This window comes from Sphingobacterium faecium, from assembly GCF_003054045.1.
Lineage (GTDB): Bacteria > Bacteroidota > Bacteroidia > Sphingobacteriales > Sphingobacteriaceae > Sphingobacterium > Sphingobacterium faecium.
This window is the reverse complement of record NZ_QBKH01000010.1, coordinates 62,835-78,957: the sequence shown is the minus strand read 5'-3', so window position 1 is coordinate 78,957 and position 16,123 is coordinate 62,835. Positions and strand designations below refer to the sequence as shown.

The following is a 16,123-nucleotide window of genomic DNA, read 5'->3' as shown; positions in this document are numbered from 1 at the left end:
TATTACAATTATATATCTATATTAATTTTATTGTTCTCATTATTAGTAAATTATAATATGTAACTAAGTTTTTAGTTTGATAACTAAGTTTTTAGTTTTATACTTGTTATATAATCGATTATTGGCAGACGTGCCTTTTTAATAAATAGAGTTATGAACGAAATTAAAGAACTTACAAAAGCTGAAGAGCAAATTATGCATGAGCTATGGGAAATGAATGGAGCCTTTGTTAAAGAAGTGATCGATCGTTTACCAGAACCCAAGCCAGCTTATAATACTGTTTCGACAATAGTGCGCATTTTGGAAACCAAGGGTTTTCTGGAGCACGAATCTTTTGGGAAAAGTCATCGTTATATCCCAAAGATTACAAAAGAAGAATATAAAAAACTAATTACAGGGAAACTATTGCATAATTATTTTGATAACTCGGCCACGAGTATGTTATCTTATTTTTTGGAAGAAAATAAGTTAAACCTTGGTGAAGTCAATGAGTTACTGGAGATGATTGCAAAGCAAAAGAAAATGTAGTGTTTTTCAACAATTAAATCCCATATTATGATCGCTTACCTTATTTTAGCAAATTTAAGTTTAATTGCATTCTATATCATTTACCATATATTTTTGCGCAAACTTACTTTTTTTCAGGGAAATAGAGTTTATTTATTGAGTGCAGTAGTATTGTCTTTTACTTTACCAGCGATACGGTTTATAGATTTATCCAATCTAGCTTATCAAACTAAGTTAATGCCTGCTATCTCGCTAGAATTGGCCGAATTGAGTATTCCTGAAATCGAAATTGTTCATCAGCATCATTTTTGGCAATTAAACTGGAATTTTGAGCTCATATATTGGTTTTCCATATCACTTGCAGTTCTGTATTTTTTGATTCGATTAATAAGACTTTATCAGCGCTTTAATCAATCAGAGGGAAACACATCATTTTCTTTTCTAAGTTTTATTTATATCGGTCAGGAAGCTAAGCACAATACCATCATTTATCGTCATGAGTTGGTTCATGTTCAGCAAGGTCATTCCTATGATATTTTATTAATAGAGATCGTCCGAATTTTTAACTGGTTCAATCCTGTACTCTTTTTTTATATCAAAGAATTGAAATTTCAGCATGAATGTATTGCTGATCAACTTTGTGCTGCAGCAGATAAGACATCTTATGCAGAATTATTAATCGCAAATGCACTTCGCGTGCCCACTCATATCTTATCACATGAGTTTGCCAGTGAGTCCATTTTAAAAAAGAGAATTATGATGTTATTTCAAAATAGATCAAAAAAATCCAATCAATGGAAATATACTTTGATGGTTCCAATTGCTGGTATAATTGGTTTTGCAGGACTTGTTTTAAACAATACAGTCGATGCTAAGACCGAACTTATTAAAGTCATAGATGTAAAATTACCAGTAGTGTCACAGGCCGTAAGTTCACTTATTGAAATACCAGAATTAGAACAAGAGGATAAAATTTATGCTAGACCTGAAGTCTTACCTCAGCCAGTTGGAGGTATGCAGGCTTACATGAAATACATTGGTCAGAATTTCAAGTATACAAAAGAAATGACCGATAACCATATAACAGGTACAATTTCAGTAGGATTTACTGTTGAAAAAGATGGTCGCGTAGCCCATGTTAAAGCAAAAAATGACTTAGGATTTGGATCTGCTCTAGCAGCTGAAGCAGTTGTTAAAAATGGAAAAAAATGGAAAGCAGGAATTCACAATGGAAAGCCTGTACGCGTTGCATTTACACTTCCAATTAAAATCGATCATGTCAAATTTCCTGCGCCTAAAGTAACTAAAGATCAAGTATCAGATGGTAGCAATCAGGAAATCGTTTTGCAGAGTTCATCAACAGTTCAAGAAGATAGTAACCCAGGACCAAATACCATATTTACTGCTGTTGAAGTAAAACCTAATCCCCCTCAGGGAATGGGAGAATTCATGAAATATATTGGTGCTCATTACAGCTATCCTGCCGAAGCATTGAAAAACGGAATAAACGGTGTAGTAGAGGTTAGTTTTATTGTTGAAAAGGATGGAAGCCTTTCCAACGTAGAAATTAAAAAGGATTTAAAGTATGGAACCGGTCAGGCGGCAGTTGATGTCATTAAAAATTATCCTGAAAAATGGAGACCTGGTGTTCAAAACGGACATACTGTGCGCGTTGCTTACACATTGCCCATCCGATTAAATACAATCATTCAATAAACTTAAAGGCTCCTTCCAGGGAGCTTTATTTTTGACATATCATGAAAATTCTTGTTATATTATTTACAGTGATCGTCTTGATTTCATGCCGATCATCCTATCAGTTTACGCCCAAAGGGTTTATAGTCGAGGGGGATGAATACTTTGTTAATGTTGACCGCAATATGTCTGTATATGTGGGGAATCATTTCTTAAATTATGATAATAACACAAAAATTGGATTGCAGACCGCTCATCTTTCGAAAGGTGATAAGCAGATCATGAGCAAACTTGGCTACCACGCTACACACTATAGTGTTTTATTTAATGGAAAAAGTAGAGGTGATACCGCATTTAGGTTGATCAGCTTAATCAATAATAAAACTAGCGAACGTTTTAAAAATACAAAAGCATTAGTTTCCAGAGATGGATTTTCAATAAAAAAGACGGATGAGGGAATGTATTATTATCAAACAACAACATATAATAATCAAGTTATCTATCATGCTATAATTCCCTTTAAGCAGGAATTAGGAAAAGAAGAATACGTAAGTTTGATCTACATAATTCCAGAGCAATTTGACCATCATTTCGATCAAATAGAAGATCTTGCGATTTCAAATGCTTCCATGTATAGGCAGCATTATATTTTTACACCTAGCCGCACGGAGATTCTTTGTCCTGATGATAGTAGTAGGGGGCATTTTGATTATAAAATCCCAGCTGATTTTATTCAACGAGAAAATTACACATTGATGAAAGGCTTTTTCCAAAATGGCGATGGCACAAAGAAACTAATCATTTATAGACTTCTACAGCCAGGACAATCATATGGTTCTTTTGTTGTCTGTAAAGGAATCTATCAATTAGAACTAACAGATCTGCAGCATCGTGTTATTTGGCGAAAGGAAATCGTTGTTAAAAATGATCATTCAGACCCTGATAAGCATTGACCAATACAATTTAAATCTTGGAATTATGAATCCCAAGATTTAAGTTGATTTTTTAATCGATACAATTCATTTTGAAGCTCCTCTACTTTTTGAATCAGATGATGGGCAACTTCTATACCAGCAGGATTCACATCTAAATCATAATACCAGTTCGAAAATCTTTCCAAATCTTTAAGTTGATCTTCTTCAATGTATTTTTCTTCTTGTTCAATAATAATGTGCAGAAGACCATATTCATTTAAGGTATCAATAAAAGTGATTTCAGCTTTCCTTGAAAGACAGTAATCAGATAATTTAATTAGGGTCCTTTCCATGAGATTATTTTTTTAGATCAGCTAATTGTTGGAATAGTTCCTTTTCTTTGTCTGTTAAATTGTTCGGGATAAGGATGTTCATACTGACGTATAAATCACCAAATTCGCCTTCTTTCTTATAAATAGGAAAACCTTTTCCTTTCAATCTTACTTTAGTATTATTTTGTGTTTCGGGCTGTATTTTAAGTTTTACTTTACCTCCATAAGTATCCAGAATAGCTTCGCCTCCCAAAATAGCGGTGTATAAATCAATATCTAAAGACGTGTACAGGTCATTTCCCTGTCTCTTGAACTTCGGATCGGGAGCAATGTGAAAAGTGATGTAGAGGTCGCCTTTAGGACCGCCATTGAGACCTTCACTTCCAAGACCTTTTAGTTTTATTTTTTGTCCATCTTCCACACCTGCTTGGATGGTGATGCGGATGTTTTTTCCATTAATGGTAAAAGTCTGTGCATGCGTGGTGTATGCTTGTTGTTGTGTCAACTCTAAGTCTGCATTCAGGTCTTGACCACGGAAATTATTTCTTCTTCCACCACCAGCTCTGCTACCAAACATTTGTTCAAAGAAATCAGAAAATTGTCCATCGTCAAAATTACCTGAATAACTTTGCGATCCGCCATAGGCATTACCTCCCGATTGACGGTACTGTTGCTGTGCTTTCTCATACTCTTCACCACGTTGCCAGTTTTCTCCATATTGATCATACTTTTTACGCTTTTCACTATCTGAAAGCACCTCGTTGGCTTCATTGATTTCCTGAAATTTTTGTTTAGCAGCCTCATCGTTTGGATTCAGATCAGGATGATATTTTCGCGCTAATTTTCGATAAGCCTTTTTCACATCATCAGTAGATGCGGTTTTGTCTATACCAAGTACTTGATAGTAATCTACAAATGCCATATTTAATATATTTGCTACAGTTTCAACAATTTAGAAGCCTGTTTGTTTAATTTTTCAATTTCGTTACTTTAAATTTATAAATATATCCCAATAAAAAGTATTGTCTCAGCGTAACCGTATTTTGAAAATAGGTTGTATTTCCATTAATCCCCCAATAGTTTTGTCTATTCTGATTTAGGATGTCAAAACCCGTTAGTTTAATTTGAGAATTATTTTTTAGTGTATAATAAAAAGATGAATTTAAGATATGATAATTTTCTCGTTCATTTAAACCACTCGCTCTATTTTCCAAAGAGTAAGAAGTTTCTAGAGAAAATCCTTTTATAGGATTTATATTTAAACCTGCTCCGATCTGATGTGTTTTGTATGCACTTTCTATAAAATCTGGATTGTTTTTAACAGAGTTCATAGATTTGCTCCAATTATAGGTGTATTTAGGCGTAAAACCGATTAGATTTTTCCAATTAATAGAAAATTCTTGATTTAGATTTATACCCAGATTTGTTAATTTATTGTCCACATTATTGATAGATGCGTATTGCTGATAGGTATATAAACTACTATTTTGGGAAATATAAAATACCCAATCATTTCCTGATTTAAAATTATATCTGCCATATAGATATAGGCTTTGATTACTGGTCGACCCAGCTTGAAAAGATTGGATTGTATAATGCCCATTAGATACTTCCCGCCAGCTTTTATAGCCTTCACTTTTATCTTTATAATTTACATTGATATGAATGCCTACTTGGTATTTTTGCGCATATTTATTAAAGGAGAACCTCGCATTTTGCCTTAGAATATTTTCGTAAAAAAAAGAAGGTAATCGGGTCATTAGCGGATTTAATGTATCTATTACAGTCTGTGTCCTAGATGTCGCTGGTGACTCTAGATCTTTTGACCAAGATAGATCAAAATCCTGAAATCTAATATTAATATTGGGAAGCCAATACCCATTGGACGTTGATCTCCGTTCATTAATTTTAAATAAATTAAAGTGATTGTCTTTAATCGCGTAAGCAGTACCAAAATTTACGGTTATTTTTTTTAAGGGTTTCCAAAAGAATTTAATACCTGATACATATTCTTCCGATTTAAACCGATAACTGTTCTCAAACTGTTCACCATGTATGGTACCTGTACTATCCCGATCATAGAATACATTTTGTTGTGGACCATTCTCAGAGGTATTAAACGAAATATAAAAATCAAAATTTAATTTTTCAATGCTTTTATTATTGTATCCAAGAAAAGTATTGGTACCGGTTGATTTTTCTTTTTTGATTTTGTTTTCAAATAAACTAGAGCGAGGATTTGGATTTTGAAAAATTTGAGTCCATTGATTTCCTTTTTCTTCTTCTTTATCATTACTAATATTGATGTTATTCCTTATTGAAATGATATGGTTTTTATGTAACTGTTTTTCAATATAAAACCCATGATCATAATTAATATTAGATCGATTCGTATTGTTGTTATTGATGCTATTGTTTAGCGCTTTGTTTTTTGTATAAGTTCGCATCCAACTATCACTATTTCCATCATTATTTTTGAGCGAAATCTTAGGGGTAAACTCAAAATAAGCTGTAGTGTCTATCCTATGTCTAAAAAGAGTGTTGATATTGTGTGACAATGAATTGCTATATGTATTATATTCATTTTCATTAAATTGTTCTACATTGTCAAATAGTGCAGTTTGAGTTCCGGTATTTTGCCCTTCTTCTTTTTTATATTTCAACATGTACATCACATTCAGTTTGCTTTTTTTGCCCCAATCATTATTCAGGTTAAATCCTACTGCCATATCATTTGCTTTACCGTTGTAATTTCGTCCACCAAAATCGTTAAAACCATAATTTTCGGATCTACCCAACCCACCATGTTGATTAAGTTCATTATAGTCAAAACTTTCGCGATTGATATTATTGCCGAAACCGATAAAACTCAGCTGTAGGGTATCCCTAAAAGTATTGAACAATCCACCAGCTTCATAGCGATCTCTTGTTCCGGCGCTGCCATATAATTTACCGAAACTTGCTTTAAGAAAATCCTTTTTAAATTTTAGATTGATCGTTATCGGCAATTTTTCTTCATCCTCCACTATTTTTTTTGATTCTCCTTTATCACGATATACTTGTACCGTCTTAATAAGAGAAGCATCTAGGTTACGAGTCGCTATGCGTAGATCACTCGCGAAAAAATCTTTTCCATTTACTTTTACCTGTGAGACTTCTTTACCTTGATAATAAATAGTACCATCCATATTGATTTGTAATCCAGGCAGCTGTTTTAAAAGTTCTTCAGCATTCGCATTAGGTCTTGTTTTAAAAAAATCAGTATTATATTCAAGAGTATCTTTATTCATTCGAACAGGGGGGGCAATTGAAATAACCACTTCATCCAAAAGCTTCCCACCAAGTTTGATTGTATCCAATTGTTTTTTTTCTTCAGCACCCAATAAAATATCTTGATGATGGTTATTGCTGTTTACATGAGAGATGTATAAAATCAATTTTTTATTTGTCGGAAGTTTAACTAAGTTGAATTCCCCTTTCTCATTGGTCAAGGAGTAGGAGAGTACAGCTGAATCCTGTTGCATCAGGATAGAAACTGTAGCCTTTTCAAGTGGTTTATTTTGTTGATCAACAACAGTACCACTCAAACCTCCAGAATGTTGAGAAAAGGCATCATTGAAACATAAGCAAAGCAAGGCTAATAAATATAGCTTCATAATTGATCTTTAGGATAAAGGTTGGTTTATTGCGCTCTAAGGTAATTAATTTTTTATATAATGGTTATCAATTAACTTACTTTTAACAAGTTGTCGATATTTTTGATTCGGATATTAGTTGGGCATAATAGCTTTGAAAGAAAGGATGACATGGAAAGGTTTATTGATTATATCTTCAAAATACAATTATTCAAATAATTCGCTTAAGGTTTGTTAATTAGTAGTGAAGATTGATACATTCATGTCTACAAGGTAGTATAGTGCATAAATAATATCAGGCATAAAAAAAGTGGCCTCCTGGGGAGCCACTTTCAACTTATCGTATTTTTAACATTATTCCTTTTTACTATCTACCGCAGGTTTTATATCTCGATTTGCTACATCCCATGCGGTTTGAAAAATAAACTTCTCTCTTTTAACCATAATAGGGAAATCAATTTTATCTACTGTATCATCCGGAGTGTGATAATGAGGATGTAAACCAGAGAAGTAAAAAATAGAAGGAATACCTTTCTTTGCGAAATTATAATGATCCGAGCGATAATATAATCGCATAGGATCTTTAGGGTCATCATACATTAAGTCCAGTTCAAGTTGGCTAGATTTAGCATTCGCTTCTTTATTGATAGCAGCCAATTCTGAACTTAATTTATCTGCTCCAATAGCATGTATATAGTTGTGATTCCCATTTAAATGTTTATTATCAATACGACCGATCATATCAATATTGATACAGGTAACCGTATTACTCAGTGGGAAAATAGGATTTTCAGTATAATATTTAGAACCTAATAATCCCTTTTCTTCAGCTGCATAAGTGATAAATAGTATACTTCTTCGAGGTCCATTACCTTCAGCTTTCGCTTGGCTAAAAGCTCTCGCCAATTCCAAAACTGCAGTTGTACCAGATGCATTGTCATCTGCTCCTGGGAAAATTGTACCATTTGCACTCTTACCATCATGATCATAATGTCCACCGATCACAATGATTTCATCTTTCAGGTCTGACCCCTCAAGAAGCCCCAATACATTAGGATCTGTGAATTGTTCTGTAACGATACCCAATTGTGTATTAATAACTGCTTTGATAGCAAAAGATTGTGGTTTCTGAGTGCGATTAATTTTGGTAGTGATATTTGCAAGACTAGTTTTTCCTTGATTCAGAATATAATTTGCTACATGGTCTGTAATATTGACTACGATTGGCATTGGATTCGTTTCAGGAGCAGCTTGATCCTGAGCTAAATTGAAACGGCCTTCTGTAGCTCGATCACCTGCATTTTCTAACCATGTGCCGAGATCCTCCGTATAGGCCAATACTAATTTAGGCTTATGTTTCAATATCTCTCTGATTTTTTTATTGCGGACTGTAGACCATTCTGATAGTTTGGATGTTCCAGTAATGATCGATTTTCCCTGTTCATCGACAGGCTCTTTGTCATTAAGTAGGAGCACGACCTTATCTTTTAGGTCAAGTCCTTTGATATCCGAATATTTAGGATCATCGATTCCATAACCAATGAAAATAATTTCTCTATCGTCGATTGATTTCAATTCGTTGTTACCTAATGCCAATAGGTCCTGTCCATTCACAAAAGGACGACCATCAATTTTGAAATTTTTAACTTGATAACTATTTTTTAGTAAACTCACAGGTTGAAAATACTTACCATCGACCGGTGCATTTAATCCTAATTTCTTAAATTCATTTGCAATATACTCAGTCGCCAATCTTCCACCCTTCTGACCTGTGCCACGACCCTCAAAATCTACCGATGCTAAGATCGTAAGATGCTTTTTAGACGATTCTTCAGTAATCAAATTAGCATACTTTGCAGCTGGATTTTGGGCCACTGCGCAACTATAAATAGAAGAAATAAGGCAAATTAAGCTGAATAATTTTTTCATTGTTTTTTCATTTAGAACAAATAGAACAAAAAAAACGGAGAAAAAGTATATATAAACCCTTTCTCCGCTTATTAAATTATGTTAAATTAACAACCACAGGCAATTTTATTAACGCGAGTTGCATGTCTACCACCCTCAAATTCCGTTGTAACGAATGTTTTTACAATAGATTTTGCAAGTTCTAGATCAATAAATCGAGCCGGTATACAGACCACATTTGCGTCATTATGTTGACGTGCTAAAGCGGCAATTTCTTCCAACCAAGCAATAGATGCACGAATTCCCTGATGTTTGTTTGCAGTAATAGCTACACCATTTGCACTACCGCAAATCAATACACCTAGTTCTGCTTTTTGATTCTCAACTTCATTTGCTACAGGGTGAGCGTAATCTGGATAATCAACCGAATCGCTGTTGTAGGGTCCGAAATCTTTCACCTCGTAGCCTAATTCTTTTAATAATGCTACGATAGCTGTTTTGTATTCAAAACCTGCATGATCACTTCCTATTGCAATTGTTTTTAAAGTACTCATTATATATTATTTTTTTCTTGTGCTAATTTTTGTTTTTTCACCTTAGCCGATACTAAGATACTGATTTCATATAGAAGAAACATCGGGGTAGCTACGGTCAACATCGTGATGACATCAGCAGTAGGCGTGATGATCGCTGCAACAACCAGAATAATTACTGTTGCGTATCTTCTACTAGCGCGCATAAACTCTGGAGTCATAATACCTAATTTTGATAGAATAAAGATCAATATCGGTAATAAGAACACAAGACCACAACCTAATGATAGAGTTGCTATTGTTGACAGGTAAGAGTCAATGGTAATCTGATTGGTAATTTCAATACTTAACGAAATATTAGCTAAGAAATTGACCGATAAAGGAACGACAACGTAGTAGCCAAATAGTACCCCTAATACAAACAATAAGGTTGCATAAAAGACAAAACCACGAGCCGATCTTCGTTCTATATCTGTAAGTGCAGGTTTAATAAAAAGCCAGATTTCAAACAAAATATAGGGAAATCCTAATAATAAAGACATGAGCAAACAAGAGTTAATTTGCAACATAAACTGTCCAGCTAACTCCGTGTTAATAATATTGAAAGGAATGTGTTCTACACAGAATCCATCAATGTTAAACTTATTGCCAACAATACACATCATTCTGTATGTCCAGAAATCCAACTTCTTTGGTCCCATGATGATTTCGTTGAAAACGAAATCATAGAAAGTGAAAGATAAACCTGCGAAAATACAAATTGCAATCACCGAACGAACCAAATGCCATCTCAACACTTCGAGATGATCAAAGAATGACATTTCTGCTTCTAAATTTTTTCCTTTATCTTTTATAGATTCGACTAGGCTTTTCCGTTCTGTAGTACTCATAAAAATTGTTTGTAAACAAAAATACCATTCTTATTGAAAAGAATGGTATTTTTTATCTATGTAAAGATAATTTTATTATACATGATCTTCAGAAAGGTCAAAACTTTCCATAAACTTGGTTGTAAAGTTACCTGCTCTGAAGTTAGGATCACGCATTAAGCGTAAATGAAGAGGTATTGTTGTTTTAATACCTTCGATAACAAATTCGCTTAAAGCTCTTTCCATTGTTGAAATGGCTTCTTCACGCGTTTGTGCCACACAGATTACCTTAGCGATCATCGAGTCATAATATGGTGGAATTGTGTAACCAGCATATACATGCGTATCGATACGTACACCATGACCACCAGGTGAATGGAAATTAGTTATCTTTCCTGGTGATGGGCGGAAGTTGTTAAATGGATCTTCAGCATTGATACGGCATTCGATAGCATGCATCGTAGGCTCGTAGTTTTTTCCTGAAATCGGGATGCCAGCAGCAACTTTGATCTGTTCTTTGATTAAATCAAAATTAATGACTTCCTCCGTTACTGGGTGCTCCACTTGAATACGTGTATTCATTTCCATGAAGTAAAAGTTACGGTTTTTATCAACTAAAAACTCTACTGTACCTGCACCTTCATAGTTAACAGCCCTAGCGCCTTTGATTGCCGCTTCGCCCATTTTCTGACGTAATTCCGGTGTAATGAAAGGAGAAGGAGCTTCTTCCAATAATTTTTGGTGACGACGTTGAATAGAACAATCTCTTTCAGATAAGTGACATACAGTACCATATTGATCACCTACTACTTGAATTTCAATATGTCTTGGCTCTTCTACATATTTCTCTAGATACATACCGTCGTTACCGAAGGCAGCAGCTGATTCCTGACGTGCAGAATCCCAAGCATGTTCAAATTCTTCTTCTTTCCAAATAATGCGCATACCTTTACCGCCACCACCAGCCGTAGCTTTAATGATAACCGGGTATCCGATTTCTTTAGCAAGTTTAATACCTTCTTGTAATGAGCTCAAAAGACCATCTGAACCAGGTACCGTAGGTACGCCAGCTTGTTTCATGGTATCTTTTGCTTGAGATTTATCGCCCATCTTTTCAATCTGCTCAGCAGTGGGACCAATAAATTTGATACCATATTGTGCACATATTGCCGAAAACCGAGCGTTTTCTGCTAAGAAACCATATCCAGGATGTATCGCATCTGCATTTGTTAACTCAGCAGCTGAGATAATATTTGGGATGTTTAAGTAAGAATCTTTACTGGCAGGAGGACCGATACAAACAGCTTCATCCGCAAAACGAACGTGTAAACTATCCTTATCAGCTGTTGAATAAACGGCTACACTTTTGATACCCATTTCGCGACATGTGCGGATGATACGTAAAGCGATTTCTCCTCTATTAGCTATTAATATTTTTTTAAACATTGTATTTTCTGTAAGTTTTGAGGTATGAGTGCACAGTTGCTGTGCGCTCATGTTGATCGACAATAAAAATATTGGCGATTGTTTATCTAGGATCTACCAAGAATAATGGTTGATCAAACTCAACTGGTTGAGCATCTTCTACCAAGATTTTAACAATTTTACCTGAAACTTCAGATTCAATTTCATTGAATAATTTCATCGCTTCAATGATACACAATACATTACCGGTATTGATTTCGTCACCAGCATTTACAAATGATGGTTTACCTGGTCCCGCAGAACGGTAAAAAGTTCCGATCATTGGAGATTTGATAGTGATAAAATTAGCGTCCTCAGAAACTGCCGCAGGAGCAGCTGCTGGAGTAACTGCTGCAGGTTGAGGAGCCGCTGCCATTGGTGCTGCTGCAACTGGAACCGAAGCTGTTACATATGTAGGCTCCTGATTTGTTTTTATCGTAATTTTGAAATCTTTTTCTTCGATTGCTACTTCATTCACACCTGATTTTGAAACGAATTTAATCAAGTCTTGAATTTGTTTAATGTCCATACCCATAGTTATGCAGGTTAAATATTTTAGTGTTAATTATTAAAAATCTTAAAACAGCCTTCAAAGCTACAAAATAATATTTGTACTTAGTAAGCCCATTTTAAGTATACAGATCCCCAAGTAAATCCACCGCCAAAAGCTGCCAAAATCAGGTTATCCCCTTTTTTTAGTTTATTTTCCCATTCCCATAAGCATAAAGGAATAGTGGCACTTGTGGTATTACCATATTTTTGAATATTAATCATTACTTTTTCTTCTGGTAGACCAGCACGTTCTGCCGTTGCATCGATAATACGTTTATTAGCTTGATGCGGTACTAAATAAGCGATATCCGACGCTTGGAGATTATTTTTCTCCATAATCTCGGCCGCTACATTAGCCATGTTGGTAACAGCAAATTTAAATACGGTTTTTCCTTCTTGATAAGCATAGTGCAAACCAGCGTCTACAGTAGCATGCGATGCAGGGTTCAAAGAACCACCACCTTTAATATTTAAATATTGGCCACCAGAACCATCCGTTTTCAAGATACTATCCTGAATACCCATTCCATCAGTGTTAGGCTCCAATAAAACCACACCGCAGCCGTCGCCAAATAAAATACAAGTATTACGATCTTGGTAGTTCACTACTGATGACATTTTATCAGCACCGACTACCAATACTTTTTTGTGTTTGCCCGATTCAATAAATTGAACCCCTGTTGTCAATCCAAAAAGAAATCCAGAGCAAGCAGCCTGTAGATCATAACCCCAAGCATTTTTAGCTCCAATTTTATCTGCTAAGATATTGGCTGTAGCTGGGAAAAGCATATCAGGAGTACTCGTACAGAAGATGATCAAATCAATATCTGTAGCAGCTATTCCTCTTTTTTCCAATAATTGTTGTACCGCAGGTACAGCAAGGTCTGAAGTCGCTTTACCTTCTCCTTTTAAGATTCTACGTTCTTTGATACCCGTACGAGATACAATCCACTCGTCATTGGTTTCAACCATAGTTTCCAGCTCTTTATTTGTGAGGATATAATCAGGTACATATCCCCCCACTGCCGTAATTGCAGCATGAATTTTTGACATATAATTTAATTAAAAGCAGATCTGATTTTGTCAATAAAATCTGACTGGATCATATCTCTAGATTGTAAAACCATATTTTTAATAGCCTGAGGAGTCGAAATTCCATGGCCTATTATAACAGGAGCATTAACTCCTAAAACAGGACTACCTCCATATTGCTCGTAGTTGAATCGATCGAAGAATTCATCTTTGAATCCCTTTTTCAAAGTTACTACGTAAAATGATTCTGCTAGCTTTAAAACAACATTCCCTGTAAAACCATCACAAACGTATACGTCAGCAATATCTGAAAACAGATCTCGGCCTTCGGCATTTCCGATGAAGTTAATACGATCGTTATTTTTTAAGAGGGGATAGGTGGTTGTGGTTAGGATATTTCCTTTTTCTTCTTCTTCACCGATGTTTAATAAACCCACTTTTGGCGAAGGGATGCCAAACATGTGCTGCGAATACAAGCTTCCCAAAATGGCAAATTGATTGAGCATTTCGGGTTTACAATCTGCATTAGCGCCGACATCAAGTAGTAATCCAAAACCAGATTTTAGCTTCGGGACAATGGTCGTAATAGCAGGTCTTAATACGCCGGGTACTGTTTTTACACTAAAAATTGATCCGACAAGCATCGCACCAGTATTACCGGCAGAAGCAAAAGAGTCAATTTCCCCATTTTTTAGTAATTCAAAGCCTTTGGCTATACTAGAATTAGGTTTTTGTGTAATCGCTTTAGTAGGGTGTTCACCCATACTGATATTTTCGGGTGCATGTATATATTCAAAGTCTGAAGGATTACCCCCCGCTTTCTCAATAAGTATCTTCGTCTCTTGCTCATCACCAAAAAGAACAAGTTTTTGATCTTCTGATAAGAGTTGTTGAGCTTCTATAGCACCTAATATTGTTGCTTTAGGGGCATAATCGCCACCTAAAATATCTAAACCAATCTTCATTCGTGATTATTTTTCAAGTCAATAATACGCAAAAAACATCCCAAATTAAAGTATAATTTGAAAATTATACTCGTTTTGGGATGTTTTATGTTCTGAAAGATCTAAGTTAGACAACAGCTGTATTTTCAATGATCAATTTACCGTTGTAGTACAAATTACCATCTACAGTGTATGCACGGTGTGGTAAATGAACTGCACCAGTTTCTTTACAAATGCTTAAGCTAGGTCTGTCTGCTTTATAATGTGTTCTTCTTTTGTCTCTTCTTGATTTAGAAGTCTTACGCTTTGGATGTGCCATCTCGTATTTCTGTTTTAGTTATTTTTAATATTTCTTAATGCGGCCCAACGTGGGTCAATGTTTTCTTCTTCTGCTTGATCTTCCTTTGGTTGCTCAATGGATATATGTGCTAACATTTCAGGATCACAAGTAATATTTCTTCCTTGATCACTACATTTCGTAAACAAAGGGACTGCCAAATTGATATACTCATATAGCAATTCAGTCAGGTCTAGCTCATGATCGCTTTTAGATAATACCAATACTTCTTCTGTATTATCTGTCCAGTCCTCAGCTGTGAATTTGACTAATATCCGTTCTTTCACTGTTATCGGCGATGGAAACTCGCTTAAACAAATATCGCATGTCAATTGGATATCCCCAACAACTGTGAAATTCAGAATAAGCAAATTTTCTTGCTTCTGTAATTCGACATTTGCTGTTAGATGACCATCTTTAACAATGGAATGCTCAAAACAATCAAAGAACTTTTTATTTATTTCAAACTCAAAATTGTGCTTCCCTGCATTTAGCCCCGAAAACGGTATTCTGTATTGTTTTAGATGTTTCACAATCTTGCATTTGAGCCTGCAAAGGTATATATAAATAAGTTAGAATTGAAACTTTTTTTTAAAAATATATTTCAATCTTAATTCACTTATATGCCTTTCAGCAAGCGGTTATTCATAATAATTTTTACCTAACTCTATTTTTTCTCTACCAGTTTCCATTCGCCACCGATTGGTGTCTCGTAAAGAGTAAGCACAGCCACAGTATTCTTGCATGTAGAACCGTTCTTTTTTAGATATTTCTAACATGCGAATGGCACCGCCTTTCTTTCTCCAGTTGAATGTCCAGTAATCCATCCCTTCGTAACGGGATGCAGCACGCACACCACAATCGTTGATCTGATCCATGTTTTTCCATCTGGAGATTCCAAGTGAACTTGAAATCACATCAAATCCATTTGCAGCAGCATATTCTGCTGTTTTCTCAAAGCGCATGTCAAAACACATCGTACAACGAATACCTTTCTCAGGTTCGTTCTCCATTCCTTTTGCCAGATCAAACCAATGATCTACATCATAGTCTGCATCGATAAAAGGAATATGATGTTTTTCTGCAAAACGAATATTTTCCTCTTTCCGTAAATCATACTCTTTACGAGGATGAATATTGGGATTGTAGAAATAGATCGTAAATTTGATATCTGAGCTGATCAAAGCTTCCATTACTTCACCAGCACAGGGCGCACAGCAAGAATGCAAAAGCAAATTCTTGCCTTCATTAGGTAATGTTAACTTTTCTCTGATGAACTCCTTCTCTTCCATTGCTATTTTACTGATAAAAGTTTGGCAATTTTACTCAAAAAGTACTGAACTAACAAATATTTGAGAAATAGAATTTATACGCGCATACTGAATCTCTCTTTTTTTATCT

16 protein-coding genes are annotated in these 16,123 nt (G+C 35.1%); 3 read left to right on the top strand and 13 right to left on the bottom strand.

Annotated features, from left to right (window positions below):
• Nucleotides 1-153 precede the first annotated feature (153 nt).
• The 3 genes from C8N37_RS21145 to C8N37_RS21135 are packed head-to-tail and all read left to right on the top strand — an operon-like array spanning nt 154 to nt 3,155.
• Nucleotides 154-528 (top strand): BlaI/MecI/CopY family transcriptional regulator, encoded by a 375-nt coding sequence (locus tag C8N37_RS21145; protein ID WP_108160788.1) that lies wholly within the window; start codon nt 154-156, stop codon nt 526-528.
• A 27-nt stretch (nt 529-555) separates the two neighbouring features.
• The gene (locus C8N37_RS21140; protein ID WP_108160787.1) at nt 556-2,223 is read left to right on the top strand and encodes a TonB family protein; all 1,668 of its coding nucleotides are present in this window, start codon (nt 556-558) and stop codon (nt 2,221-2,223) included.
• A gap of 41 nt (nt 2,224-2,264) precedes the next feature.
• Nucleotides 2,265-3,155 carry a hypothetical protein gene (locus tag C8N37_RS21135; RefSeq protein WP_108160786.1) on the top strand — a complete coding sequence of 297 codons (891 nt, stop codon included), beginning with the start codon at nt 2,265-2,267 and terminating at the stop codon, nt 3,153-3,155.
• A gap of 23 nt (nt 3,156-3,178) precedes the next feature.
• On the opposite strand, the gene C8N37_RS21130 is transcribed toward C8N37_RS21135, so the two are convergent.
• The 13 genes from C8N37_RS21130 to C8N37_RS21070 all read right to left on the bottom strand — a co-directional run bounded on the left by C8N37_RS21130 (nt 3,179) and on the right by C8N37_RS21070 (nt 16,014).
• Nucleotides 3,179-3,469, bottom strand: a complete 291-nt coding sequence (locus C8N37_RS21130) for a chaperone modulator CbpM (protein ID WP_108160785.1) — start codon at nt 3,467-3,469, stop codon at nt 3,179-3,181.
• A 4-nt stretch (nt 3,470-3,473) separates the two neighbouring features.
• Nucleotides 3,474-4,370 carry a DnaJ C-terminal domain-containing protein gene (locus C8N37_RS21125; RefSeq protein ID WP_108160784.1) on the bottom strand — a complete coding sequence of 299 codons (897 nt, stop codon included), beginning with the start codon at nt 4,368-4,370 and terminating at the stop codon, nt 3,474-3,476.
• A gap of 46 nt (nt 4,371-4,416) precedes the next feature.
• Nucleotides 4,417-7,104 (bottom strand): peptidase associated domain and porin domain-containing protein, encoded by a 2,688-nt coding sequence (locus tag C8N37_RS21120; protein WP_108160783.1) that lies wholly within the window; start codon nt 7,102-7,104, stop codon nt 4,417-4,419.
• Nucleotides 7,105-7,437: 333 nt separating this feature from the next.
• Nucleotides 7,438-9,012 carry a M28 family peptidase gene (locus tag C8N37_RS21115; protein ID WP_108160782.1) on the bottom strand — a complete coding sequence of 525 codons (1,575 nt, stop codon included), beginning with the start codon at nt 9,010-9,012 and terminating at the stop codon, nt 7,438-7,440.
• Between the two features lie 86 nt (nt 9,013-9,098).
• Entirely contained in the window at nt 9,099-9,545 is a 447-nt protein-coding gene (gene rpiB / locus C8N37_RS21110) for a ribose 5-phosphate isomerase B (protein ID WP_108160781.1), read from the bottom strand.
• Nucleotides 9,545-10,414: a twin-arginine translocase subunit TatC gene (tatC, locus tag C8N37_RS21105; protein WP_108160780.1), complete on the bottom strand. Its 870-nt coding sequence runs from the start codon at nt 10,412-10,414 to the stop codon at nt 9,545-9,547. The genes rpiB and tatC overlap by 1 nt, the downstream gene beginning before the upstream one ends.
• Nucleotides 10,415-10,489: 75 nt before the next feature.
• A complete protein-coding gene (gene accC, locus C8N37_RS21100; protein ID WP_108160814.1) occupies nt 10,490-11,839 on the bottom strand; it encodes an acetyl-CoA carboxylase biotin carboxylase subunit in 1,350 nt (449 codons plus the stop codon).
• A gap of 82 nt (nt 11,840-11,921) precedes the next feature.
• A complete protein-coding gene (gene accB, locus C8N37_RS21095) occupies nt 11,922-12,392 on the bottom strand; it encodes an acetyl-CoA carboxylase biotin carboxyl carrier protein (protein ID WP_108160779.1) in 471 nt (156 codons plus the stop codon).
• An 80-nt stretch (nt 12,393-12,472) separates the two neighbouring features.
• Nucleotides 12,473-13,462, bottom strand: a complete 990-nt coding sequence (locus C8N37_RS21090; RefSeq protein ID WP_108160778.1) for a beta-ketoacyl-ACP synthase III — start codon at nt 13,460-13,462, stop codon at nt 12,473-12,475.
• Between the two features lie 5 nt (nt 13,463-13,467).
• Nucleotides 13,468-14,406 carry a phosphate acyltransferase PlsX gene (gene plsX, locus C8N37_RS21085; protein ID WP_108160777.1) on the bottom strand — a complete coding sequence of 313 codons (939 nt, stop codon included), beginning with the start codon at nt 14,404-14,406 and terminating at the stop codon, nt 13,468-13,470.
• Between the two features lie 106 nt (nt 14,407-14,512).
• Nucleotides 14,513-14,704, bottom strand: coding sequence for a 50S ribosomal protein L32 (gene rpmF, locus C8N37_RS21080; RefSeq protein ID WP_021192035.1), 192 nt, complete (start codon nt 14,702-14,704; stop codon nt 14,513-14,515).
• A 14-nt stretch (nt 14,705-14,718) separates the two neighbouring features.
• Nucleotides 14,719-15,255, bottom strand: a complete 537-nt coding sequence (locus C8N37_RS21075; protein WP_108160776.1) for a YceD family protein — start codon at nt 15,253-15,255, stop codon at nt 14,719-14,721.
• A gap of 108 nt (nt 15,256-15,363) precedes the next feature.
• Nucleotides 15,364-16,014 (bottom strand): epoxyqueuosine reductase QueH, encoded by a 651-nt coding sequence (locus C8N37_RS21070; RefSeq protein WP_045755113.1) that lies wholly within the window; start codon nt 16,012-16,014, stop codon nt 15,364-15,366.
• Nucleotides 16,015-16,123 lie beyond the last annotated feature (109 nt).

What these genes read in the sequence shown, in the direction of transcription:
- C8N37_RS21125 (WP_108160784.1), bottom strand. Translation starts at nt 4,370, where the DNA reads ATGGCATTTGTAGATTACTATCAAGTACTTGGTATAGACAAAACCGCA.
- C8N37_RS21090 (WP_108160778.1), bottom strand. Translation starts at nt 13,462, where the DNA reads ATGTCAAAAATTCATGCTGCAATTACGGCAGTGGGGGGATATGTACCT.
- C8N37_RS21070 (WP_045755113.1), bottom strand. Translation starts at nt 16,014, where the DNA reads ATGGAAGAGAAGGAGTTCATCAGAGAAAAGTTAACATTACCTAATGAA.
- accC (WP_108160814.1), bottom strand. Translation starts at nt 11,839, where the DNA reads ATGTTTAAAAAAATATTAATAGCTAATAGAGGAGAAATCGCTTTACGT.
- C8N37_RS21130 (WP_108160785.1), bottom strand. Translation starts at nt 3,469, where the DNA reads ATGGAAAGGACCCTAATTAAATTATCTGATTACTGTCTTTCAAGGAAA.
- rpiB (WP_108160781.1), bottom strand. Translation starts at nt 9,545, where the DNA reads ATGAGTACTTTAAAAACAATTGCAATAGGAAGTGATCATGCAGGTTTT.
- C8N37_RS21115 (WP_108160782.1), bottom strand. Translation starts at nt 9,012, where the DNA reads ATGAAAAAATTATTCAGCTTAATTTGCCTTATTTCTTCTATTTATAGT.
- C8N37_RS21140 (WP_108160787.1), top strand. Translation starts at nt 556, where the DNA reads ATGATCGCTTACCTTATTTTAGCAAATTTAAGTTTAATTGCATTCTAT.
- C8N37_RS21135 (WP_108160786.1), top strand. Translation starts at nt 2,265, where the DNA reads ATGAAAATTCTTGTTATATTATTTACAGTGATCGTCTTGATTTCATGC.
- C8N37_RS21145 (WP_108160788.1), top strand. Translation starts at nt 154, where the DNA reads ATGAACGAAATTAAAGAACTTACAAAAGCTGAAGAGCAAATTATGCAT.
- rpmF (WP_021192035.1), bottom strand. Translation starts at nt 14,704, where the DNA reads ATGGCACATCCAAAGCGTAAGACTTCTAAATCAAGAAGAGACAAAAGA.
- accB (WP_108160779.1), bottom strand. Translation starts at nt 12,392, where the DNA reads ATGGGTATGGACATTAAACAAATTCAAGACTTGATTAAATTCGTTTCA.
- tatC (WP_108160780.1), bottom strand. Translation starts at nt 10,414, where the DNA reads ATGAGTACTACAGAACGGAAAAGCCTAGTCGAATCTATAAAAGATAAA.
- plsX (WP_108160777.1), bottom strand. Translation starts at nt 14,406, where the DNA reads ATGAAGATTGGTTTAGATATTTTAGGTGGCGATTATGCCCCTAAAGCA.
- C8N37_RS21120 (WP_108160783.1), bottom strand. Translation starts at nt 7,104, where the DNA reads ATGAAGCTATATTTATTAGCCTTGCTTTGCTTATGTTTCAATGATGCC.